21 protein-coding genes are annotated in these 22,961 nt (G+C 72.3%); 8 read left to right on the forward strand and 13 right to left on the reverse strand.

Annotation, left to right across the window (positions count from 1 at the left end):
- Nucleotides 1-38: 38 nt before the first annotated feature.
- The 3 genes from ABD932_RS18125 to ABD932_RS18135 are packed head-to-tail and all read right to left on the reverse strand — an operon-like array spanning nt 39 to nt 2,158.
- Nucleotides 39-947, reverse strand: a complete 909-nt coding sequence (locus ABD932_RS18125; protein ID WP_345013881.1) for a phosphotriesterase family protein — start codon at nt 945-947, stop codon at nt 39-41.
- Nucleotides 944-1,528 carry a DUF4865 family protein gene (locus ABD932_RS18130; RefSeq protein ID WP_345013883.1) on the reverse strand — a complete coding sequence of 195 codons (585 nt, stop codon included), beginning with the start codon at nt 1,526-1,528 and terminating at the stop codon, nt 944-946. The genes ABD932_RS18125 and ABD932_RS18130 overlap by 4 nt, the downstream gene beginning before the upstream one ends.
- 30 nt (nt 1,529-1,558) lie before the next feature.
- Nucleotides 1,559-2,158 carry a TetR/AcrR family transcriptional regulator gene (locus ABD932_RS18135; RefSeq protein ID WP_345013885.1) on the reverse strand — a complete coding sequence of 200 codons (600 nt, stop codon included), beginning with the start codon at nt 2,156-2,158 and terminating at the stop codon, nt 1,559-1,561.
- Nucleotides 2,159-2,362: 204 nt separating this feature from the next.
- Here ABD932_RS18135 and ABD932_RS18140 point away from each other — a divergent pair, with 204 nt between their 5' ends.
- The 3 genes from ABD932_RS18140 to ABD932_RS18150 are packed head-to-tail and all read left to right on the forward strand — an operon-like array spanning nt 2,363 to nt 5,987.
- Nucleotides 2,363-2,647, forward strand: a complete 285-nt coding sequence (locus ABD932_RS18140; RefSeq protein ID WP_126397214.1) for an SHOCT domain-containing protein — start codon at nt 2,363-2,365, stop codon at nt 2,645-2,647.
- The gene (locus ABD932_RS18145) at nt 2,644-3,429 is read left to right on the forward strand and encodes an ABC transporter ATP-binding protein (protein ID WP_345013887.1); all 786 of its coding nucleotides are present in this window, start codon (nt 2,644-2,646) and stop codon (nt 3,427-3,429) included. The genes ABD932_RS18140 and ABD932_RS18145 overlap by 4 nt, the downstream gene beginning before the upstream one ends.
- The gene (locus tag ABD932_RS18150; protein WP_345013889.1) at nt 3,426-5,987 is read left to right on the forward strand and encodes an ABC transporter permease; all 2,562 of its coding nucleotides are present in this window, start codon (nt 3,426-3,428) and stop codon (nt 5,985-5,987) included. Before ABD932_RS18145 ends, ABD932_RS18150 begins: the two co-directional genes overlap by 4 nt.
- A gap of 32 nt (nt 5,988-6,019) precedes the next feature.
- Here ABD932_RS18150 and ABD932_RS18155 read toward each other — a convergent pair whose 3' ends face one another.
- Together ABD932_RS18155 and ABD932_RS18160 are read right to left on the reverse strand one after the other, a co-directional pair.
- Complete coding sequence (locus ABD932_RS18155; RefSeq protein ID WP_345013891.1) at nt 6,020-6,562, reverse strand: ATP-binding protein; 543 nt, start codon at nt 6,560-6,562, stop codon at nt 6,020-6,022.
- 184 nt (nt 6,563-6,746) lie between these two features.
- Nucleotides 6,747-7,070 carry a hypothetical protein gene (locus ABD932_RS18160; RefSeq protein ID WP_126397222.1) on the reverse strand — a complete coding sequence of 108 codons (324 nt, stop codon included), beginning with the start codon at nt 7,068-7,070 and terminating at the stop codon, nt 6,747-6,749.
- 341 nt (nt 7,071-7,411) lie between these two features.
- On the opposite strand from ABD932_RS18160, the gene cds1 reads away from it, so the two are divergent.
- Nucleotides 7,412-8,536 (forward strand): L-cysteine desulfhydrase Cds1, encoded by a 1,125-nt coding sequence (cds1, locus tag ABD932_RS18165; RefSeq protein WP_345013894.1) that lies wholly within the window; start codon nt 7,412-7,414, stop codon nt 8,534-8,536.
- Nucleotides 8,537-8,623: 87 nt separating this feature from the next.
- Here the strand turns inward: cds1 and ABD932_RS18170 are convergent, their stop codons facing one another.
- Both ABD932_RS18170 and ABD932_RS18175 read right to left on the reverse strand, forming a co-directional pair.
- Nucleotides 8,624-9,103 carry an SRPBCC family protein gene (locus tag ABD932_RS18170; protein ID WP_345013895.1) on the reverse strand — a complete coding sequence of 160 codons (480 nt, stop codon included), beginning with the start codon at nt 9,101-9,103 and terminating at the stop codon, nt 8,624-8,626.
- A 90-nt stretch (nt 9,104-9,193) separates the two neighbouring features.
- The gene (locus ABD932_RS18175) at nt 9,194-10,024 is read right to left on the reverse strand and encodes a DeoR/GlpR family DNA-binding transcription regulator (RefSeq protein ID WP_345013897.1); all 831 of its coding nucleotides are present in this window, start codon (nt 10,022-10,024) and stop codon (nt 9,194-9,196) included.
- Between the two features lie 292 nt (nt 10,025-10,316).
- Here ABD932_RS18175 and ABD932_RS18180 point away from each other — a divergent pair, with 292 nt between their 5' ends.
- The gene (locus ABD932_RS18180) at nt 10,317-12,686 is read left to right on the forward strand and encodes a hypothetical protein (protein WP_425587473.1); all 2,370 of its coding nucleotides are present in this window, start codon (nt 10,317-10,319) and stop codon (nt 12,684-12,686) included.
- 104 nt (nt 12,687-12,790) lie between these two features.
- On the opposite strand, the gene ABD932_RS18185 is transcribed toward ABD932_RS18180, so the two are convergent.
- The 4 genes from ABD932_RS18185 to ABD932_RS18200 all read right to left on the reverse strand — a co-directional run bounded on the left by ABD932_RS18185 (nt 12,791) and on the right by ABD932_RS18200 (nt 17,428).
- Nucleotides 12,791-15,226 (reverse strand): right-handed parallel beta-helix repeat-containing protein, encoded by a 2,436-nt coding sequence (locus ABD932_RS18185; protein WP_345013898.1) that lies wholly within the window; start codon nt 15,224-15,226, stop codon nt 12,791-12,793.
- Nucleotides 15,227-15,335: 109 nt separating this feature from the next.
- On the reverse strand, nt 15,336-15,941 hold the full coding sequence (locus ABD932_RS18190) for an Rv1733c family protein (protein WP_345013900.1): 606 nt from the start codon (nt 15,939-15,941) through the stop codon (nt 15,336-15,338).
- 180 nt (nt 15,942-16,121) lie between these two features.
- A complete protein-coding gene (locus tag ABD932_RS18195; protein ID WP_345013902.1) occupies nt 16,122-16,949 on the reverse strand; it encodes an MOSC domain-containing protein in 828 nt (275 codons plus the stop codon).
- A 44-nt stretch (nt 16,950-16,993) separates the two neighbouring features.
- A complete protein-coding gene (locus tag ABD932_RS18200) occupies nt 16,994-17,428 on the reverse strand; it encodes a DUF6643 family protein (protein WP_345013904.1) in 435 nt (144 codons plus the stop codon).
- A 299-nt stretch (nt 17,429-17,727) separates the two neighbouring features.
- Between ABD932_RS18200 and ABD932_RS18205 the strand changes: the two genes are divergently transcribed.
- Complete coding sequence (locus ABD932_RS18205; RefSeq protein WP_345014465.1) at nt 17,728-19,008, forward strand: TerD family protein; 1,281 nt, start codon at nt 17,728-17,730, stop codon at nt 19,006-19,008.
- Nucleotides 19,009-19,039: 31 nt separating this feature from the next.
- On the opposite strand, the gene ABD932_RS18210 is transcribed toward ABD932_RS18205, so the two are convergent.
- On the reverse strand, nt 19,040-20,233 hold the full coding sequence (locus ABD932_RS18210) for a glycosyltransferase (protein ID WP_345013906.1): 1,194 nt from the start codon (nt 20,231-20,233) through the stop codon (nt 19,040-19,042).
- A gap of 39 nt (nt 20,234-20,272) precedes the next feature.
- On the opposite strand from ABD932_RS18210, the gene ABD932_RS18215 reads away from it, so the two are divergent.
- Both ABD932_RS18215 and ABD932_RS18220 read left to right on the forward strand, forming a co-directional pair.
- Complete coding sequence (locus ABD932_RS18215; RefSeq protein ID WP_345013908.1) at nt 20,273-21,058, forward strand: glutamate racemase; 786 nt, start codon at nt 20,273-20,275, stop codon at nt 21,056-21,058.
- A gap of 105 nt (nt 21,059-21,163) precedes the next feature.
- Nucleotides 21,164-21,709 (forward strand): hypothetical protein, encoded by a 546-nt coding sequence (locus tag ABD932_RS18220; RefSeq protein ID WP_345013910.1) that lies wholly within the window; start codon nt 21,164-21,166, stop codon nt 21,707-21,709.
- A gap of 97 nt (nt 21,710-21,806) precedes the next feature.
- Here ABD932_RS18220 and ABD932_RS18225 read toward each other — a convergent pair whose 3' ends face one another.
- Entirely contained in the window at nt 21,807-22,874 is a 1,068-nt protein-coding gene (locus ABD932_RS18225; RefSeq protein ID WP_345013912.1) for an O-antigen ligase family protein, read from the reverse strand.
- Between the last annotated feature and the right edge of the window lie 87 nt (nt 22,875-22,961).

The raw sequence follows: 22,961 nt of genomic DNA on the forward strand, positions 1-22,961 counted from the left end.
CAAAGATCAACACGATCGGGCCACGCTCTGGCCGCAGGTCAGCGCCAGTCGACGGCGAAGGCCCGGCCGGGGTTGTCGGTGAGGACGCGTTCCACCAGCTCCTCGCCGAGGGCGAGCGCGAGCCGCGGCCGCATCCGGCGCAGCAGGTACGGCATCCCGGGACCCCCGTCGACCGACCGCGCCCCGGCCACGACGGTGTCCCCGCCGAGCAGCAGCCGGTGCCCGAACCCGGCCTCGGCCAGCGCCCGCATCGCGTCCGGCATGCGCCAGTCGGTGGCGTGATGGGCGCGCGAGGGCCCGTCGAAGGCCAGCCAGCAGCCCGCTTCGGCGGCCTGGCGGTGGAGCAGGGGATCGGGGGAGCGGTTGAGATGGCCGAGGACCACCCGGTACGGCGGGACGCCCAACTCTCCGCACAGCAGGTCCAGTACGTCGAGCGCGCCCGTCCCCATCTCCAGGTGCACGGCGATGGGCGCGCCCGTCGCGTGGTGGGCCTCGGCGGCGGCGGTCATCGTCCAGCGGGCGTGCGCGTCGAGGGCGTGGAAGCCGCCGGCGACCTTGATGAGCCCGGCACGGACCCCGGAAGTGCCGATGCCCTCGGTCAGTTCGGCCACGAAGACGTCGGCCGGCCTGCCACGCAGCGCGTCGAGCGCCTCCGGGGCGTAGTGCGCCGCTTGATGCAGGCCCGTCGCGCAGACCAGGTGCACCCCGGCCGCTCGGGACAGCGGTGGCAGGTCGGCGGCCCGGCGCCCCATGCCGTACGGAGTCCACTGCACGACGGCCGAACCGCCGGCCGCGCGGAACGCGTCCAGCTCGGCGCGCGCGGCGGTGGCGTCTTGGAGCTCCTGGCCGGGCAGTTGCGGGCTGCGCAGGAAGAGGTGGTCGTGCGCGTCGCACACGCCGAGCCGCTCGGGTCGCACATCCCCGAGGACCGTACGGACCGCACTCACCACTGCCGGCCCCGCGGCAGCGCGCCGCACCCCGGCGCCGACAGGTGCAGCACCTGGTACACATCGCCCTCGGCCTTGGGTGTGTCGTGCGCCCAGAGCGAGAAGTGGACCAGTTCCCACGCGTGCGTGTCGACAGCGGCCGCGGCCAGCACGGCGCCGTCCCGCGCCGCCAGCCGCTCGGCCTCGTCCGCCGAGTCCGCCATGAACGCGGCCAACTCCACGCCGTCCGGCACCGGTTGACGCCGCCGCACGGCAACCCTGGCAAGGGAGTCCGCGGCGCCGCCCTCCGCGTACGCGAGCCCCGTCCACTGACGCACCCGCGGCCGCCCGAAGTCGTTCACGGGTCCCTGGAAGGCGCCTCCCCACAGGAAGGCGTTCATGCCCTCCATGGTGTTCCAGAGGTAGAAGGGCCCGTACTGGTTGACCGGCGAGCCGTGCACGCCGCGCTCACGCAGCAGGTACGCCTTGGTGCCGAGGCCGTCCCAGCCGTCCAGCAGATGGCCGACGCGGGCGACGCGGGAGCGGATGACATCCATGTCGTAGTCGGCGGGCAGCGTGAACTCGTACTGCATGGCGTGCATGCCAAGTCCCTTCTCGGGCCGGGTGGTCGGTCACGCGTCGGTCACGAGCTCGTGCCACTCGGCGGTCGTCTCGTCCCGCGGGGCGAGCAGCGAGAGCAGCCCCCGGACGCCCACGTCGAAGGCGGCGGGCGAACCGGACGCGCGGGCGAGGACGTAGCCGCCCTGTACGGTCGCGACGATCGTCGTCGCGATCGCCTCACCGTCGAGCCCGGCCGCGAACTGGCCCTGCTGCTTGCCTTCCTCGACGATCCCGGCCAGCCGCTCCCGCAGCCAGTCGAGCGTCTCCTCGACAGGCGTGCGCAGTTCGTCGCTGGCGATCACGTCCGGGTCCATCGTCAGCCGCCCGATCGGACAGCCGCGCAGCACATCGCGCTCGCGCCGCAGATACGCCTCGATGCGCTCGTACGGCGTTCCCGGACCGTCGAGTACTCCCGCTGCGGTAGCCCGCATCTCCTCGGCGGTTCGCCGGATCGCGGCCAGGGCGAGATCCGGCTTCCCCTTGAAGTGGTGGTACATGCTGCCCTGCCCGGCGCCCGAGCGCTCCAGGATCGCCTTGGGGCTGGTGCCCACATAGCCGCGCTCCCACAGCAGCTCGCGGGTGGACTCGATCAGCCGCTCCGAGGTGCTCATGCCGTCACTGTACATACTAGTAGTTACAGAAGTCGAGGCGTCAGGAAGCAGCGGAACCACTCCCGCGTACTCCCCGCGAGGTACGCGCACTGCCGCTGGCCGTACGACGACCCGGACCCCCTCCCGGCGCGAGTCTCGAGACATCACCGAACGACCCGACCGACCTGAACAACCTGACCGAACCGACTCGGGAGATGACTCGAGATGCAGACCCTGGCTCACTTCGCGGACGGCGGCCCCGGCCCCTGGATCCTCCTCTTCCCGCTGATCTGGGCGGCCGTCGTGGTCGGCGGCATCGCGCTGCTGCGCCGCACGGTGTGGCGCGGACGCCGCGGCCCCTGGCGGGCACCCGCCGCGGACGACAACTCGCCCATCACCGTGCTGGGCCACCGCTTCGCCTCCGGCGAGATCGACGAGGACGAGTACTGGCGCCGACTGTCCGTCCTGGACGAGCAGTTCGGCCGTACGGGCAAGGGCGGTGCGGCATGACGGCCACGACCGCCCACACCATCACGCCGACGGCCGCCCGTGTCGTCGACGCCGTGAAGGTGTACGGCAGCGGCGACACCAGCGTGAGGGCCCTGGACGGGGTGAGCGTCGACTTTCCGGTCGGTCGCTTCACCGCGATCATGGGGCCCTCCGGCTCCGGAAAGTCCACCCTGATGCACTGCGCGGCCGGCCTCGACACCCTCACCTCGGGCACCGCCCACATCGGCGACACCGAGCTGAGCAGCCTCGACGACCGCCGCCTCACCCTCCTGCGGCGCGACCGCGTCGGCTTCGTCTTCCAGGCCTTCAACCTGGTACCGACGCTGACCGTCGCGGAGAACATCACGCTGCCCCTGGACCTCGCGGGCGGTAAGGGTGGCAAGGGCGGCAAAGGTGACAGCGGCGACGAGGAATGGCTCGACGCGCTCATCGACGTCGTCGGCCTGCGCGACCGGCTCCACCACCGCCCCTCCGAACTCTCCGGCGGCCAGCAGCAGCGCGTCGCCGTGGCCCGGGCCTTCGCCGGCCGGCCCGACATCGTCTTCGCCGACGAGCCGACCGGCAACCTCGACTCCCGGTCCGGCGAGGAGGTCCTCGGCCTGCTCGGCCGCACGGTGCGCCGGACGGCCCGCACGGTCGTCATGGTCACCCACGACCCGGTGGCCGCCGCCCACGCCGACGAGGTCGTGTTCCTCGCCGACGGGCGCCTGGTCGACCGTATGGAATCCCCGACCGCCGACAAGGTCCTGGACCGCATGAAAGCCTTCGAGGTGCCGTCATGAACGCATCCGTCCGCCTGAGCGTGTCCTCCCTGCGGGCCCACAAGCGCCGCTTCGCCGGTACGTTCCTCGCGGTCTTCCTCGGCGTCGCCTTCCTCGCCGGCACCCTGGTCATGGGCGACACGCTGCGCGCCAGCTTCGACACCATGTTCGGCAACGCGACCAGCGGCACCGACGCCGTCGTCCGCAGCGCCGACGCCATCACCACGCCCGGTGAGAGCGAAGGCGTGCGCGAGCCGGTCGGCACCGACCTGGTCACCACGATCGAGCAGGTCCCCGGCGTCGCGGCCGCCGAGCCCAACATCCAGGGCGCGGGCCAGCTCGTCGGCAGGAACGGCGACCCGATCGGCGGCCAGGGCCCGCCCACCCTCGCCGGCAACTGGATCGCCGACCCGAAGCTCAACGCGTACCGGCTCGCCGAAGGCCGCACGCCGCGGAAGTCCGGCGAGGTCGTCATCGACCGCGGCACCGCCGAACGCGGCGACCTCAAGATCGGCGACACCACGACTTTGCGGACCCCCGACCCGGTCAAGGTGACCGTCGTCGGCCTCGCGACCTTCGGCGGCGAGGACGGCATGGCCCAGGTGACCTTCACCGGCATGACGCAGGCCGACGCGGAGAAGTACCTCACCGCGCGGCCCGGCGAGGCGGCGAGCATCCAGGTGCGCGCCGGTCCCGGTGTCGGCCAGCAGGAGCTGGTGGACGCCCTGACTCCCGTACTGCCCAAGGGAGTCGAGGCCATCACCGGTCAGGCGTCGGCCGAGGAGAACACCGACATGATCTCCAGCCAGTTTCTGACGGTCTTCACCACTTTCCTCCTGGTGTTCTCCGGCGTAGCCCTGCTGGTCGCGACCTTCTCCATCCACAACACCTTCGCGATCGTCGTGGCCCAACGCACCCGCGAGAACGCCCTGTTGCGCGCCCTCGGCGCCTCACGCCGCCAGGTCACCACGTCGACCCTCGTCGAGGCGACGGCCGTGGCCGTCACGGCGTCGGCGGCGGGCCTGGTCGGCGGCATCGGCATCGCGGCCGGGCTCCAGGCGCTGTTCCCGGCGATCGGATTCCCGTTCCCCGAGGGCGACTTGGTGATCAGCGCCCTCTCGATGGCCCTCCCGCTCGCGGTCGGCATCGTGGTCTGCCTGGGCTCCGCACTGCTGCCCGCCGTACGCGCCGGCCGCACCGCACCGCTGGCCGCCCTGCGCGAGACGGCCGTCGACACGTCCGGCGCCTCCCCCGCCCGCGCGGTCACAGGCCTCGGCCTCCTCGCCCTCGCGGTCGGGGTGACGCTCAGCGGTGTCCTGCTGTCCCCGTCCCTGTGGCTGGCGGGCACCGGCGCCGTCCTCGCCCTGGTCGCCTTCGTGGTCCTCGGCCCGGTCGCCTCCACGACGGCCGTACGTGTCCTCGGCGGCCCCCTGGACCGCCTGCGCGGGGTCACCGGCGGACTCGCCCGGCGCAACGCCCTGCGCAGCCCGAAGCGGACCGCCGCCACCGCGAGCGCGCTGATGATCGGCGTGGCCGTGGTGTCGCTGTTCACCGTGTTCGGAGCCTCGCTGAAGGCGACGATGGACCAGACGGTGTCCCGTTCCTTCGCGGGCGACGTGGCCGTGAGCACCCCGTCGTTCGGCGCGGGCGGCAGCGGCCTGAGCCCGCGGCTCGCCGACGCGGTACAGCGGCTGCCCGAGGTGGACACGGCGGTCGGTCTCGGCCGGGGAGTCGCGGAAGTCGACGGCAAGGGCCGCGCCCTGACCGTCACCGACCCACTGGCCCTGGAGCGCACCTTCGACCTCGGCACCGTCCACGGCTCCCTGCGCGACCTCGGCACCGACGGCATCGCCATCACCGAGAAGGAGGCCGAGAAGCAGAACCTGACGACCGGCGACAAGGCGCGCCTCACCTTCACCGACGGGCGTACGCAGACCTTCACGGTCCGCGCGGTGTACGGCCAGTCCGAACTCGCCGGCGACTACGTCATCACCCGCGACGCCTGGGCCCCGCACCGCACCCAGGACGCCGACACCCTCCTCGCCGTCTCCTTCAAGGACGGCGTCGACACGGACACGGGCAAGGCGGCGGTGGAGAAGGTCGCGGCCCGGTACGGCAACCCCGAGGTGCAGACCCGGGACGAGTACGCGCAGTCCGCGGCGGGCGGGATCGACATGATGCTGACCCTCGTCTACGCCCTGCTCGCCCTCGCGGTGCTCATCGCACTCCTCGGCATCGCCAACACCCTCACCCTGGCGATCCACGAGCGCACCCGCGAACTGGGCCTGCTGCGAGCCGTGGGCCAGACCCGTGCCCAGCTGCGCGCGATGGTCCGCTGGGAGTCGGTCCTGGTCGCGGCCTTCGGCACGGTCGGCGGCCTCGCCCTCGGCGCCTTCCTCGGCTGGGTCCTGGTCGAGGCCTCCGACGGCGCGAGCGACAGCGCCTTCGCCTTCGCCGTGCCGCCCCTGCAACTGGCGGTGGTGGCCCTGGTCGGCCTCACGGCCGGAGCCCTCGCGGGCCTGCGCCCGGCGCGCCGCGCGGCACGCCTGGACGTATTGCGGGCGATCGCCACGGAGTGAGACCGCCCTCGCGGGAAGGTGTCACCGCCCGGTCAGCCGACAACGGCCGACCGGGCGGGAGCGTGTTCGGGCCTGCGCAGGTCGACGCGCTGCCCGACCTCGGCGAACCGGCGCGCGGGCTTCTCCACGGCCCGCCGCTGCGGAGGGCGCGCGGTCGCGGGCCGTGCCGCCACGGGTGTCGGCAGCGTGAACCACACGACCTTGCCGGACTCGCCGTCCGGCCGGGCACCCCAGCTCTCGCTGACGGCCGCCACCATCGCCAGTCCGCGCCCACAGGTGGCGAGCGCGTCGGCGTCGTGGACGTCCGACACGACCGGCAGCCGCGGGTCGTGGTCGCGCACCGAGACCATGAGCCGGTCGAGCAGCAGCTCGATCTCGACGGTGCACATCTTGTCCGGCCGGGCGTGCTGGTGGACGTTGGTCAGCAGCTCGGTCACACCGAGCGCGGCGCGGTCTATCAAGGGATCCAGATGCCAGTAACGCAACTGCGCGGATACGATTCTGCGGACCTGACCGATCCGCGACGGCAGGGCTTGGAGCTCCACCGTGCAGTGCCTGCTTGGGTGACTGATCACGGCTGCGACTCCCCGACTGAAGAGGTCCGGAAGAACACGAAGTACGGATCCAGCAGGGTGCTTGAGGAAAACGGCCGCCTGCTGACGTGGCCGGCGGGCTGGTTCGCAGCGTTATCGCCGGTAAACCCAGAGTGACGTGAGACCAGCGTGACGCAGGGGGTGCGGTACCGCAACTCGCGGTGACTCAGCCCTTACGCCCCGCGGCCTTCCGTACGGCCTCGATGAACCGGCGTGCCGCGGGAGGTCCCGGTTCCCCGGGCGCTGGGTCGTGATCGCCCAGGGTCAGCGAGTAGCGCGTGCCGTTGACGTCGGCCAGCGCCTTGTCGTCCGTGGCGAACCAGGGCTTGGACGCCCGCACCGCCTGCACCGGCGCGCTGTCTATCTCGCTGCCGTAGCTGGTGAGCAACTGCAGCCTGCCGTCGCTGATCCGCACCTGCCCGGCCCGGGTCAGCGAGCGCAGCCGCTTGCCGATCCGCACGCCCGTGGCCGTGAACTCCGGCTCCGCCATGCCCCGCCCCCTTGTGCGCGTCGGTGTGCCGACTCGATCCCGCGTCGATGTGGCCGGCCCTGGTCGTGATCCAGTGTGCCCCCGTTCGGGATCGTCGTCCCGTCCGGTGCAGTCTGCCCGCGTCATGCGTCGAGCACCAGTGCGCACGTCACGCCTTACCGGGAGCGCTCGGAGCACTCGCGTGAATGCGCCCCCACGAGCCCCGTGAGACCAACGGTCCAGGGATGCCTTTGAGGCTCTCAAAGGTGTGTTTATGCAGGTGAGAAGCGTGCGGAAGGTGTTTATGCTCGAAGCGACGGCCGCGCGAGTCGGCGCGGCCGCACAGCACGAGGAGCAGCGCCGTGAGCACCGTCCAGCAGACCCCGTCCGGCGTGACCCTCGACGTCGACCACAGTGACGCGGCATACCGAGCCTGGCTGAAAGAAGCCGTGCGCAAGGTCCAGGCGGACGCCAACCGTTCGGCCGACACCCACCTGCTGCGCTTCCCGCTGCCCGAGCGGTGGGGCATCGACCTGTACCTGAAGGACGAGTCGACCCACCCGACCGGCAGCCTCAAGCACCGGCTCGCCCGCTCGCTCTTCCTCTACGGCCTGTGCAATGGCTGGATCCGGCCGGGCCGCCCGGTGATCGAGGCGTCCAGCGGCTCGACGGCCGTCTCCGAGGCGTACTTCGCGAAGCTGATCGGCGTGCCCTTCATCGCGGTCATGCCGCGCACGACGAGCGCCGAGAAGTGCCGCCTGATCGAGTTCCACGGCGGGCAGTGCCACTTCGTGGACGACTCGCGCAAGATGTACGAGGAGTCCGCCCGCCTCGCGGTCGACACCGGCGGCCACTACATGGACCAGTTCACCTACGCCGAACGGGCCACGGACTGGCGCGGCAACAACAACATCGCCGAGTCCATCTTCCGCCAGCTGCGCCTGGAGCGGTTCCCTGAGCCCGCGTGGATCGTCGCCACGGCCGGCACCGGCGGCACCTCCGCGACCCTCGCCCGGTACGTCCACTACATGCAGCACGACACCCGCATCTGTGTCGCCGATCCGGAGAACTCGTGTTTCTTCGAGGGCTGGACCACCGGCGATCCGGACGTCACCTGCGACTGCGGCTCCCGCATCGAGGGCATCGGCCGGCCGCGCATGGAGCCGAGCTTCGTACCGGGTGCCATCGACCGGATGATGAAGGTCCCGGACGCGGCGAGCGTGGCCGCCGTACGGGCCCTGGAGCAGGCCATCGGCCGCAAGGCGGGCGGCTCGACGGGCACCGGCCTGTGGAGCGCCCTGAAGATCGTCGCCGAGATGGTGGCCGAGGGGCGGCGGGGGAGCGTGGTGACACTGCTGTGCGACCCGGGCGACCGGTACCTCGACAAGTACTACTCGGACGCCTGGCTGGCCGAGCAGGGCTTGGACATCGCGCCGTACGCGGCGGCCATCGAGCAACTGCTGGCCACGGGCGTGTGGCCGGAGTGACCAGCGAGTCCGAGGGACGGGCCGAACAACTGGCCTCGGGGACCGGGCTGAACAGCGGGCCTCAGGAACTGGGCCGAGCGGCGAGCCTCATGTGCGCGCGGACGCCAGCCGCCGGTCCAGCGCGGTCACCGCACCGCGGAACGTCCGGCCCAGTCCCGCCCGAGCGAGGCCGAAGGCGAACCGGAACGGCGCGGTGCCGTCCACCGCGAACGTCCACTGCACCCGCGTGCCCGTCCCCGCCGGCGCGAGCCGCCACTCCTCGACCATGGCCCGCGCCCCCGGCGCGTTGGTGACGTCGACACGGTAGGCGTACACCTCGGGACTCTTCGCGGCGAGGATCGTCTCCTCGAAGCGCGTGCCGCCGCGCAGCCGCACCTCGCGCCGGGCCCCGTCGTCCAGCGGCCGGGCCAGCGCCACCGCCGAGAACCACTCGGACCAGCCCGGTACGTCCTCGGCGAGCGCGTGGAACACCGGCTCCGGGGGAGCGGAGATCTCCCGTGCGAAGACGAGCCGTACGGGCGCGCGCTCGACGAAGTCGAGCCCCACCTCGCGCAGCAGGTGAGCCATGGACGAAACCCCCTATGCCGACGCCGCTCCGGGCAGCGTCACCATAGCTGGCGCCCCGTCAGATGTCTGCACCGCCGGATGCCACCGACCTCAGACGTCGGCATCCTCGTCGGGTTCGCCCGCCACCACCAGCCGCCGCAGATGCTCCGAGATCTCCGAGCGCGCGTCGGTCGCGAGCCCGGCGTCCGTCACGAGCGTGTCGACCTGCTCCAGCGCCGCGAACGAACTCAGCCCCACCACGCCCCACTTGGTGTGGTCGGCGACCACCACGACCCGGCGCGCGGACTGCACCAGACGCCGGTTGGTCTCGGCCTCCGCGAGGTTCGGCGTGGACAGGCCGGCCTCGACCGATATCCCGTGCACACCGAGGAACAGCACGTCGAAGTGGAGCGTCGCGATCGCCTGGTCGGCCACCGGACCCACCAGCGAGTCGGAGGGGGTGCGCACCCCACCGGTCAGCACGACCGTCGCCGCGCCCTGCCGGGGGCCCGTCGTGCGCTGCGCGGCGTGGAAGACGTCGGCGACCCGCACCGAATTGGTGACGACGGTCAGGTCCGGCACGTCCACCAGCTGGTGCGCCAGCGCGTACGTCGTCGTACCGCCGGACAGGGCGATCGCGCTGCCCGGCGCGACCAGGTCGGCCGCGGCCCGCGCGATGTCCTCCTTGGCCGTCAGCTCCAGACCCGACTTGGCCTCGAAGCCCGGCTCGTGCGTACTCGCCTCCATCACCGGGACCGCGCCGCCGTGCACCTTCTCCAGCACGCCCTGCCGGGCGAGCGCGTCGAGATCGCGGCGCACCGTCATGTCCGACACGCCGAGCTTGCGGGTCAGCTCGTTGACGCGTACCCCGCCTCGGCGCCGTACCTCGTCCAGGATCAGGGCGCGCCGCTGCTCCGCGAGGAGGTTCTGATTCTCACTCACGTACGCTCCGGTCCTTTCGCCTCATGCCGTTCGACACACCCTGCGCAACCCCTCCGACAAGGACATTCTCGCCGCTCCCGGTGCGCGGGACGACCCATCCTCGCATGGGTCGGCACCGGTCGCGCCACTGGCTGTCACGACGCGCGCATGTCACTTCGGCATCGCCTGTTCCGCTGTTCTTCACGCGGATCGGGGAGATTGCGTGACGAGAGGTGTAGAGCCCCCTCTCCGGGGAGATCCTTGTGCCCGCACGGACAGAAGCCAAGGGCTCGTCACGGGGGAAGTGCGAACAGTGGAACGTGCGCAGGAACGCGTCGCCGAGATCAACGGGGCGGACGCGGCGACAGGTGGTCCCGACAGACGTGCCGTCGCGGGTGCCGAGAGTGCCGGGACAGCCCTGGAACTCCTGGTCCACGGGGTCGGCGGCACGACACCGCAGGAGATGCTCGACGATCCGCGGACCGTACGGATCACCGGCGACGACACCGCCGCCGTGTTCCGGCGGGCCGAGGACGTCGACGCGGAGGACCGGCCGGACGACTACCGGGGCAAACCGGTGCCCGAGGCCTACGTCTGGTGCAACCTCACGTCCGGGAACAGCGCCCGCGCCCTGTGGCTGCTGTTGCTGCCGTTCATGGTGGTCAACCTCGCCCACTGGATGCGCCCCACCGCACGGGACCGCGAGCGGACGGTACGTCTCTACGGCCTGCTCGTGCGGCTGGCCGGACTGACGCTGACCGTGCTGCTCGTCGCGGCCGCCTGCGAGGTCGCCCTGGACCTCACGGCATGGCAGTGCGCGGGCACGCGCGCGTGCGCCGAGCGGCACAGCTGGCTCGGCTTCCTGTCGCCCGTGACATCCGAGGGCGGCTGGTGGAGCCACCCGGGCCGCAGGCTCGCTCTCGCCGCCCTGGTGCCCACCGCGCTGACCGGCCTGCTCTGGTACCTCTCCCGCCGCACCTGGAGCGCCTACGAGTCCCAGCAGCCGATGTCCCGCGAGCCCGGTCCCGACGAGGACTCCGGCCGCACCTCCCTGGGCCGCCCCGGCTTCTGGTACGGCCGTCGCCTGGTCGCCCGGCTGCGTGCCGCGCACACCGCAGCCGGCCTGCTGACGGTCGCCGCGGCCGTCGGCTCGGCTGCCGCACGCTTCGACCGCCGGCCCGGCGGGCCCGCGCTGCTGGACGCGCTGGGGTGGCTCCTGCACACGGCGGTGATCGCCGGGGCGGCCGTCGTGGTGTGGGTGGTCTGCCGCCGGGGCCGCAGCGAGAACCGCCTCGACCAGGAACTCGACGAGCATCTCGTACGACGTCTCCCGCTCGCCTCCCTCGTCCTGCTCGCGCTCGCCCTCGTCTACGCCGGGTGGGACCGCCCGGGCTGGCAGTCGGCGGACCGTCTCCCGGGCGACCCCACTTTCGGAGCCATCGCGTTCCTCCAGGGCTTGATCGTCATCGTCCTCGCCGTGGTCGCCCACCTCCTGCACCGCACCGATCCCGACCCGCGCGCCGCGATGCGGGGCCTGGGTGGACCCGCCGTGGCGATGCTGGCCTGTGCCCTCGGTGGCGTGATGTCCGGCGGCGTGTCCCAGCGGGTGGCCGACTGGCTCGACGGCACGGGCACCTCCATCGCGGGTCCGCCGGTCCTGCTGACCTGGCAGGCCTCCGTCATCCCACCGCTGCTGGTCCTGCTCCTGCTGCTCTGCGGCTGGCTGGCATGGCGGGCCTGGCGGCTGCGCCGCACCGAGCTGGGCACGGTGGAGCTCGACTACGCGGGGGAACCCCGGGACACGGCACGCACCCGCCGTATCGCCGGCACGCGCGCGATGGCCACGCTCACCGACCGCGCCCCTCTCGTCGTCGCCGTCACCTCCACCGCGACCCTGCTCCTGGGCGCCGGAGCCCTGGTCGGCGCCCTGACGAGCGACGAGACACCGAGCCAGGCCGCCGAGGGGACGTACGCCTTCGTCCATGGGGGCGCGCAGACCGCACAGGCGCTGGGCTCCTGGCTGATCGGCTTCGGCTTCATACTGTTCGTCACCTGGGGCAGGCGTGCCTACAAGGACGCCTCCGCGCGGCGCACCATCGGCATCCTGTGGGACGTCGGCACCTTCTGGCCGCGCGCCGCACATCCCTTCGCGCCACCCTGTTACGCCGAACGTGCGGTCCCCGACCTGACCTGGCGGATGGCGACCTGGACCCGCGTCGAGGAGGGTCGCCGCCTCGTCATCTCCGGGCACTCCCAAGGCAGCGTGCTCGCGGCCGCGGCGACCTGGCAGCTGACGCCCGCCGACCGCAAGCGGGTCGCGCTCCTCACCTACGGCTCCCCGCTGGAACGCCTCTACGGCCGCTGGTTCCCCGCCCACTTCGGCCCGGCCGCGCTCACCTCCCTGCACGCCGAGGTCGACTGCTGGCGCAACCTCTACCGGGTCACCGACCCCATCGGCGGCCCGGTCCGCCTGCCCGGCGACTGCGGCCCCGAGGTGGACCACGATCCCCTCAAGGACCCCCTGGCCTACGGCCGCACCCCCGAACACCCCCTGCCCGCCCCCATCCTCGGCCACGGCGGGTACCAGGCGGACCCGGCGTTCGCGAAGGAACGGGAGAAGCTGCTGGAACGGCTGAGGCCGGAGGTACCGGGGCAGCGGCCGGGAGCCACGGGGGAGGGCTGAACCGGCCGGCCGACCGGCTCAGGAGCGGCACGTGGCAGGCCTGTGCGCGACCCGGCCGGAAACCTCACCGCCCCGCCACACGCCTGCCGGGTCCGCCCACCCGCTCAGGGCAGCTCCGGCAGGTCCTCCGCGTACAGCAGCGTCAGGTCGTCCGTGCTCGGCTCGTCGAGCTGGGCGACCCGGCCCGCGTGCCGTTCCACCATCGCCTCGAAGGTCTGGCGTGCCGTGCGGCCGTTGCCGAACGCCGGGCCCTTGGGGATCGCCGTGAAGTACTTCAGCAGGGCCTCGGCGAGGCCCGGGCCGAGCCGGTACTCGTGCTCCTCGGCCTGCTGCTCCACGATCCGCAGCAGTTCGTCGGGGCCGTAGTCGCTGAAGGTGATGGTTCGTGAGAAACGGGACGCCACACCGGGGTTGACCGACAGGAAGCGCTCCATCTCGGCCGTGTAGCCCGCGACGATCACCACGACCGCGTCCCGGTGGTCCTCCATCAGCTTCACCAGCGTGTCGATGGCCTCCTTGCCGAAGTCCCGGCCCGAGTCCTCCGGCGAGAGCGCGTACGCCTCGTCGATGAACAGCACACCGCCGCGCGCCTTGTCGAAGGCCTCCTGGGTGCGGATCGCCGTGGAGCCGATGTGCTCGCCGACCAGGTCGACGCGGGACACCTCGACCAGGTGGCCCTTCTCCAGGACGCCCAGGGAGGCGAGGATCTCGCCGTAGAGGCGGGCGACCGTCGTCTTGCCGGTGCCGGGGGAGCCGGTGAAGACCAGATGGCGCTTGACCGACGCCGCCTTCAGACCCGCCTGCTGACGGCGCCGGCCCACCTCGATCATGTCGGTGAGGGCGCGCACCTCCCGCTTGACGCTGTCCAGGCCCACCAGCGCGTCCAGTTCACCGAGGACGGCCTTGGAGGTCCGCGTCGACGTCTCGGGCTGCGAAGCGGCGATGAGCGGCTCCTGCTCGGTCGAGCGCTGGCCGGGGATCGCGCCGAGGAGGCTGGGGGACTGGTGCGCCGTCTGCACGGCGGGTTCCGGCGTCGGCTGCCTCAGGCCCGCGCTCTCGTCGCTGGTGCAGTCCTCCACGTCGGGGCCCGCCCCGGAGGCCGCGTCCGGGCCGCCGTCCGCGAACTCGTAGCCGCCGCGCGCGCACCGCTCCGTACGGCACTTCTTGAGCGTCGTACGGCACCCGTCGATCACATGGAAGCCATAGCCGGCGCTGCCCCGCACCCGGCAGTTCAGGAAGGTGCCCCGGCCGCCCGCCGACACGTAGAACCCGGCCTCCGTCGGGGAGTCGACCGTGCAGCGCTCTATGGTGGGGTCGGCGCCCTTGGTGACGATCACGCCGGTCTGGTTGCCGTCCAGGGTGCAGTTGTTGAGAGTGCCGCCGCTGCCGTGGTCGCGGAACCAGGCGCCCGTCGCCGCGTCCCGGATACGGCAGTCGTCGAGCTGGGCGGTCGCGCCGTCGCTCACCGACACGGCCGTGTTGCGCACCTGGGACAGGTCGCTGTCGACGACGTCGGCGCGCGAGCCGCGGTCGAGGACGAACAGGGCGTCCGGCACGTCGTGCACCCGGCAGGAGTCCAGTACGGCGGTCGCGCCGTCGCTGACCCACACCGCCGGGTAGTCGCCCGTGCTGTCGAAGATCTCGCACTGGTTGGCGTCCACGCGCGTGCCCGGGTCCCACACCGACAGGCCGTTGCGCCCGAACTGACGCACCGTCGTGCGGGTCAGGGTGAGCACGGAGCGGGAGCGCAGGTCGACCGCGTTCTCCGGGATGTCGTGGATACGGCAGTCCGCCAGCGTCAGCACGGCGTCCGTGTCGAGCGTGACGCCGTCGGCGGTGGTGCGGTGAACGTCGCAGTCGGTGAGGTGGGCGGTGGCCCGGCCGGTGATCTGGACACCGGAGCCCCTCACCTCGTAGACCTCGCAACCCACGGCTTCCAGCGCGGAGTTCTCACCGGTCGCCGTCAACCCCGAGCCCGACGCGTGATGGACCCGGCAGCGCTCCAGACGGGGGTGGGCGCCGCCGCGCACGGCGATGCCCGCCTGGCCGGCCGCGACGACCTCGCACTCCTCGAACACCCCGCCCCCGCCGTCGAGTACGGCGATGCCGATGCCCGCGGGGTTGTCGACGGTGCAGCGCCGCACGGTCGGCCGCGCACCGCCCCGCACCTCGATCCCGGCCGCGGACCGCGTGACGATCCGGACGTCCGACAGCTCCGGAGTGCCCTCCTCCACGAGCAGCGCGGGCGCCGCCGCGTCCTGGCCCTCCACGTGCAGGTCCTGGACCACGGCCGAGGCACGCACCGTCAGCGGCACACCGTCGAGCGGCGCGATACGCACCGAGCCCGGAGAGCCCTCGGGGCCGCGGAGGGTCACCGCCCGCTGGACGACGAGGTTCTCCCGGTAGGTGCCGGGGGCGACGGTGAGGACGTCACCGTCGGCCGCGGCCTCCAGGGCGGCGGCGAGCGACGCGTACTCACCCGTGCGGCGCCGCCACCGCGATGTGCCGGTGTGCGTCACCTGGACCGTGCCCTGTGCCATGGCGTTGATGTGCCCCCACCTCGTAGTACGCGGGTTTTGCTGCCGAAGAGTTCGGCCGGTCCACCGTAGCGTGCGCGCGGACGGTGGGTTGACCAGAGCGGGAAGGCCGTCAGCAGCCGGTGCCGGTCCGGCCCCAGTCCGGACCTGCCTTGTCCCATGCCTGGTCCCAACGCGCGTACCGGCGACGGACCATGCGCCAGACGACCAGCCGTCTGCAGCCCTCGACAAGGCCGACGGCCAGGAGGGCCGCGCCGAACCCGGCGAGAACGGCATGCGTCGCCGCTGTCGCGGAGTCCAGCGGGCGGGCCACCGTGCGGCCCTGCCGGTCCGTCCATATCGTGAAGCGGTCGCCGGGCTGGGGGGAGTCCAGGCTCGCCATGACCGCTGCCCGGTGGGCGCTGCCGTCCGGTGCGGTCCAGTCGGCGACGACCCGGGTACGCAAGTCCCGGCCGGTGGAGGCCTCGGGGTCCACGTCCAGCTGGGAGCCTTCCGCCTTGCGGACCACGGTCGCCGTCACCAGGTGCCGGGACGCGCGCTGTTCGCGGACGGACTTCTGCAGGGTGCTCTGGGCGAGGCCGCCGATCAGAGAGCCGGCCAAGGGTGCGACGACCAGGATCAGCAGCAGGGCGCCGAGGGCGACCCAGGCCTCGAGCAGATCGGTCGTACGGCGCAGCGGATTGTGCCGCCAGCGCCAGAGTCCGCTGATCGCCCGCATCGTCCGGCCACCCCCTTCCCGCTCCGTGATAACCCCTGGCAGAGCCGTTCACCCGCGGGCCCGGTGAAGAGAGAGCGAAATCACCTGCGCCCGGGACCTCTCATGAACTTCTCATGCAAAGCCCAACGAGCGGGCCCCCGGCCCCGGTTCCCGCATGTCGTCGCTCCGGCGGGATCCTTTTCAGTCGAGGATGGTGACCGGGTCGCCGACCCGGATCGTGCCGCGTGACAGCGGCACCAGGTTCTGGCCGAACACCAGCTTGCCGTCGAGCCGCCGGTGCCTGCCCAGGGTGTGGAGGGGCTCCCTGCCGCGCTCGGCGGTGCCCTGGTCGGTCGTGGTCACCACGCACCGGCCGCACTTCTTCGGGACACGGAAGTCGACCTCGCCGATGGCGACGCGCGACCAGCCGTCCTCGGCCCAGGCCGCGGTGCCCGACACGACCACATTGGGCCGGAAACGGTTCATCGGCAGCGGGCCCTCGCCGGCGTGATCACCCTGAGCGATCAGGGAGTTGAGGGCGTCGAGCGAGGCTGCCGTGGTGAGCAGCAGCGGATAGCCGTCGGCGAAGGAGACGGTCTCACCCGGCAGCGCGTACTCCGGGTCGACCGGGCGGCGCGTGGCGGGGTCGTCCATGTGCGCGAGGCGCACGTCCACGCCGAGGAAGTCACTGAACCAGGCATGCGCGGCGTCGTCCTCGGCGAGAACCGCCTCGACCTTGTCCCGGAAGATCTCCACCGGCACCGTGCCGACCCGCCGGGGTACGGGCACCGTCAGCGGATCCATGCCGGGCGCGGACAGCCGAACGCCGCCACCGGGCAGAAGCTCGGCGGCGGCCAGCGCGAGGCGCGGTCGCTGGCGCTGCGTCACGACCTTTCCCCCGTCGTCGATCAGCGCCCAGCGTCGGTCTCCGGCCAGCCCCCAGGGCTCCACGACGACCTCCCGGGGCGCGGTGCCCCGGCATGCCTTGACCGGATGAAGGTGAATCGACTGCAGTTTCGCGTGCCCCATGAGGTCATCGTGCCAGGTGGCGCCGACCGCCCGGGGCACACGGGTCAGTAGCCGCGGTACTGCTGGTTGTTGTACGGGTCCTGGTAGGGAGCCGCGGCGGGGCGGGGTGCCGCGGGGCGCATCGCCTCGTAGCCCGTGCCGCCGGGCGCCACCGGCCGAGGCTGCTGAGCCTGCGGACCCGGATAGCCGCGCGGCGCGGCCGCCTGCTGCGGGATGTACGCAGCGGGTGCCTGCTGTAGCGGAGCGGGCTGCTGTGTCTGCGGATAACCGTAGGAGGGCTGGGACGGGGCCGCCGGGAGAGCCGGCAGGGCCGTGGGCAGCGCGGGCAGGTTGCTGCCCGGCATGTCGTACGCGGCGGGCACCCGGATCGGGGCGATCTGCGGGGTGCCACGCTCGGCCACGAGCGAGTCGTAGATCGGGGTGTCCGGGAAGGAGGCGGAGTAGTAGCCGCCGCCATAAGTGGAGCGGGGGGAGGTCATGGCGCATACGTTAAGCCCACGATGTGCTGGTTGGGGAGACCGATAAGAGGGTTGTTTTATGTGCCCGCAGTGACGGCGGATCCCCAATGCGAGCGAACTTGTCAAAAAGGGACGCCAATCCGCGTTCGGATCGTGTAAATGCCGAGTTCCGAGCGGGTTACCGGCGGTTGGCCACCGGTCTTCCTGTGCTCCACGTGGGAGTTAACTGTCGCGGGGAATAGGTTGACTCGGTAGAAGAACCCAATGAGCGGCCGGGGCATGCCTGGCGCGGTGACCCGTGAGTGGGGGCGTACATGTCAATGCCGAAGGGATCGAATGCACCTGTGCCGACGACGGCACTGCGGGTCGAATTGGGCTGGCGCTCCGGACCGGGTGTGCCCGATGCGGACGCCTCCGCGCTGTTGCTGGTCGGTGGAAAGGTGCGCTCCGACGGGGACTTCGTCTTCTACAACCAGCCCGAGCACTCCTCCGGTGCCGTCCGGCACGAGGGCAAGCGGGACGCCGGCGGCCGGGTGACCGACACCCTGCTCGTCGACCTCGCGCGCGTGGAGCCCGCGATCGAGACCGTCATCCTCGCCGCCTCCGCGGACGGCGGCACGTTCGGTCAGGTGCCGGATCTCTGTATCGAGGTGAAGGATGCCGCCCAGGGCGCCGTCGTCGCTCGTTTCGACAGCATGGGCGCCAGCGTGGAAACCGCTTTCGTGCTCGGTGAGTTCTACCGCCGACAGGGCGCCTGGAAGTTCCGCGCCGTCGGCCAGGGCTACAGCAGCGGCCTCGAGGGCCTCGCCACCGACTACGGCATCACCGTCGACGAGCCCCAGCAGGCGGCCCCCGCCGCGGCGCCCACGGCCCCACCGGCCACGCCCCCGGCGACCATGCCCCCACCCATGGCCCCGCCCGCCATGCCGCCGGTTCCGCCGCCCGTGCCCCAGGCGCCGCCCGTCAGTCTGAGCAAGGTGACGCTCACCAAGGCAGCCCCCTCCGTCTCGCTGACCAAGCAGGGCGGCACCTCGGGCGCCATGCGCGTGAACCTCAACTGGCAGGTACGCAAGCAGTTCTCGGGCTGGGCGAGCAAACTGGGCCGCCCGGTCGCCATGCACAACGACCTCGACCTCGACCTGTGCGCCCTGTACGAGCTCGCCGACGGCAGCAAGGGTGTCGTCCAGTCCCTGGGCAACGCCTACGGCGCCCTGCGGCAGCCGCCGTACATCCACCTCGACGGCGACGACCGCACCGGCGCCGTGTCCAGCGGCGAGAACCTCACCATCAACCTCGACCACCAGCGGGCCATCCGGCGCATCCTGATCTTCGTGACCATCTACGAGGGGGCGCGTTCCTTCGCCGACCTGCATGCCACGGTCACCCTGACGCCGCAGTTCGGCGCCCCGATCGATTTCTCGCTCGACGAGTGCACGGTGCCCTCGACGGTGTGCGCGCTCGTCCTGATCACCAACACCGGCAGCGACCTCGTCGTCCAGCGCGAGGCCCGCTACCTGGTGCCCGAGCGCGGAGTGAGCCCGCAGCGCACGGTCGACCACGCCTACGGGTGGGGCATGAACTGGACGCCCGGCCGCAAATAGCCCGACTGCCATCGTCTGGGAGCGCAGCTGGTCAGCCCTCGTCGGGCACGGCGTCCGGACGCGTGTAGGTGCGCCCCTTCCAGGCCGCCCCGCGCCCCCGGTAGTGCTGCACCGCGGAGTCGACCGTCATGAGGAGATAGAGGAACGCGGTGAACGGCAGCAGCGGAGCGAGCCACAGTGGCTGGCTGTAGTAGCGGAGCATGGGCGCGTACGTCCCTGTCATCACCAGCCATGCGAGGCCGCCGACGGCCGCGGTCACCGTGTCCCCGCCGACCGCCCCCGTGATCACGGCAGCGGGCGGGACCAGATACACCAGCGCGAGCCCGGCGACCGTCCCGGCGAGCACGAGCGGGTTGTGCCGCAACTGCGCGTACGCGCTGCGCGAGACCATCCGCCACAGGTCGCCCAGCCGCGGATACGGGCGCACACTGTCCACCCCCTCGGCCAGCCCCAGCCAGATGTGACCGCCGCTGCCTTTGACCGCCCGCGCGAGCGCCACGTCGTCGATGACGGCGTGCCGGATGGCGTCCGGGATCCGCGCCCGCTCGGCGGCCTCCGCGCGCAGCAGGACGCAGCCGCCCGCCGCGGCCGCCGTGCGCGTTCCCTTCCTGCCGATCCGGCGGAACGGATACAACTGCGCGAAGAAGTACACGAAGGCCGGCACGACCAGCCGCTCCCACAGGCTCTCCACCCGCAGCCGGGCCATCTGCGAGACGACGTCGAAACCCCCGGCGCGCGCGGCCGCGACCAGTTCCCGCAGGCTGTCGGGCGCATGCGCGATGTCGGCGTCCGTCAGCAGGAGGTACTCGGGCTCACGCGCGCGTGCCAGGCCGATGCCGTGCCGCACCGCCCAGAGCTTGCCCGTCCAGCCCGCGGGCGGCTCGCCGGGGGAGCCCACCGTCAGTGGCAGCCCGCCGTGCCGCCGCGCGAGGTCGCGCGCCAGATCCCCGGTGCCGTCCGAACTGCCGTCGTCGACGAGGAAGATCTCCGCGCGCCCCGGGTAGTCCTGGGCGAGCAGCGACGGCAGGCTCGCGGGCAGCACCGCGGCCTCGTCGCGTGCCGGTACGACGACGCAGACCGACGGCCAGTCGACCGGTTCCCTCCGATGCGGCAGTCTGACGTCCGTACGCCAGAAGAAGCCCTGGCAGAGCAGCAGCCACAGCCAGGCGGCGAGTGATCCGGTGGCGATCCACGCGATGGCGCTCACGCGCGCAGTCTGCCCCACGGGAGCGGCCCGCAAGGGCCCATCGTCTATCGTGGCCGGGTGAAGATCGCGCTGATGGACTCCGGAATCGGCTTGCTGGCGGCAACCGCCGCGGTACGGCGACTGCGACCCGACGCAGATCTCGTGCTCTCCCTCGACCCGGACGGCATGCCCTGGGGCCCGAGGACCTCCGAGGACCTCACCCAGCGCGCCGTGGACGTCGCGGACGCCGCCGCCGCGCACCGGCCCGACGCTCTGATCATCGGCTGCAACACCGCGACCGTGCACGCCCTGCCCACCCTCCGCGCCCGCCTCGAACCCGCCATTCCGGTCATCGGTACGGTCCCGGCGATCAAGCCGGCCGCGGCCGGCGGTGGCCCCGTCGCGATCTGGGCCACGCCCGCCACCACCGGCAGCCCCTACCAGAAGAACCTCATAAAGGACTTCGCCGGCGGCGTGAGCGTCACCGAGGTGCCGTGCTTCGGGCTGGCCGAGGCGGTCGAGCACGCGGACGAGACCGCGATCGAGGCCGCCGTGGCGGCCGCCGCCGCACTGACCCCCGAGGACGTGACGACCGTCGTCCTGGGCTGCACGCACTACGAGCTCGTCGCCGACCGCATCCGCACAGCCGTCCAGCGCCCCGGCTTCCCGCCCCTCGTCCTGCACGGCTCCGCCGGAGCGGTCGCCGCGCAGGCGCTGCGCCGCCTCGGCGAGCAGCCCGCACCCGGGGCCGCGCCGAACGGCACCCTGACGGTGCTGCTGAGCGGCCGCGAGGGGCCCCTGCCCGCGCCCGCTCTCGCCTACGAGGAAGGCCGACTCCTGCAGGCGATCAGCCCCGCACGGTGACCTACGGTCACCAATCGGATGCTGCGGGTCCGGCCTGGCCCGGTCGGCGCAGTCACTCTGTGCGACGCGGTACCGGCGCAGCGAAACCTGAGTAGTCTCATAGCCATGAGGGACCATCCCCACGGCGGTAAACCGCACCCCGATGTCTGGACCGGGCGGGCGACCAACCGGGTCCAATGGCTGCTGGCGCTCGTCGGCGCCGCCTGCATGGCGCTCGGGATCGAGCTCGCCGTCGACTCACCGTGGAACGACGGCATCGCCCCGCTCGTCATGGCCGTCGTCGGCTGCATCGCCGCCGGGCTGCTGGTCCTCTTCGGCACTCTGGCCTTCGTGCACGTCGCCTTGAGGGTCGACAAGGAATGCCTCGAGGTGCGCTGCGGCCACATCGGTGTGCCGCGCCGCCGCATCCCCCTGTCCGAGGTCGAGGGCGCCGACTTCGTCGAGCACGTCACTCCGCGCCACTGGGGCGGCTGGGGTTACCGATGGCGGCCCGAGAAGGGCACCGCCGTCGTCGTACGGCGCGGTGAGGGCCTGGTGCTGAGGCTGTGGGACGGCCATACGTTCACGATCACCGTGGACGACGCGGAAGCGGCCGTACTGGTCATCAGGGACCGGCTGCGGACCCGGGCGACGCCCGGCGCGGCGCACTGAGCCGTCAAAGGCGCGCTGAGTACAAGGATCCGGTTGTCACGCTGGGGGAGAGCCACCGGAACCATGTCTGACGGCGGACACTGCGCCGCAGATCGGCTCATGGCGCCAGTCGGTCGCCACGCGCGCGTGCGTCGCTCTCGCGCTCCGACGATCCGTCGGCGAGTGGCCGTGCCGTGGCCAGCCCCGCGAGAAGTCCCGCGCCCACCGACACCGAGGTGAAGCTGAGCGCGTTGCCGACGGCGGCGACCGCCGCCACCGCCGTCAGTGCGGCGCCCGCGGTCAGTGCGACCGGAGTGGGGCGCGCGGTACGCCACAGCGCGAACAGCATCCAGCAGAAGGCCGCCGCCAGCAGGATCACGCCGACGACTCCCTGTTCCGCCGCCTGTTGCAGGGGCGCCGAGTGCGGTTTGCCGTCGGACAGCGCCGCGTCCGTGGCCGTCGTACTGAGCTCCCCGAAGCGTCCCGGGCCCACGCCCACGGCGAGGTCCTCGTGCGCCAGGTGCAGGGCGTCCCGCCACAGCTGGATCCGGTGCTGTGTCAGCTGACCCTCCAGCCAGGAGGCGAATCCGTCGGGCACCGCGCTCGCGGCGACCGCCCAGGTCAGGCCGGTGACCGCAGTCGCGGCCAGCGCCAGTCCGGCGATGCCGACGCCGCGATGGCGCAAGTGGCCGGCGGCGAGCGAGCACAGTATGACGGCGGTGCAGGTGACGAAGCCCGTGGTCGAGTCGAGGACGGCCGCTGTGACCGCGATTCCGACGGCCAGCGCGCGCAGGGCCAGGCGCAGGACAGGTCCCGAGGCGGCCCAAGCGGCGCAGCACGCGGCACCGACGGCGAGGGTCAGCACCGCGGCGGTGGCCCCGGCCTGTCCGAGCGGGGCGACGATCTGCGGCCCGGGGGACAGATGCGGGACGGTCAGCGTCAGGCCCACTCCGGCCAGTGCCCCGGCGCAGGGCGCGGCGACCGGCAGGAGCGCCCCGCTGATCCGGCCCGCCGCGTAACCGGCGGCCACGGCGAGGATCGCGAGCAGGACACCCTCGGGACGGCCGCCGGTCACGGCAGCCGAGATCAACGACCACGTGGCGCAGGCCCCCAGCACGACCACGCCCGCAGCGTCAGAAACGTTTCGTCTGTCGCTGTCCTCACCCGGACCAACCGCAGACGCCATCCCCGTGACACCCACCCCGCCCCCCGAACCCGGTCCCCCGACCTGTGACGGACCCCAGCCACCCGGACCTGACCGGCCGGTACGACT

The sequence above is a fragment of the Streptomyces shaanxiensis genome, assembly GCF_039537145.1.
GTDB classification, from domain to species: domain Bacteria; phylum Actinomycetota; class Actinomycetes; order Streptomycetales; family Streptomycetaceae; genus Streptomyces; species Streptomyces shaanxiensis.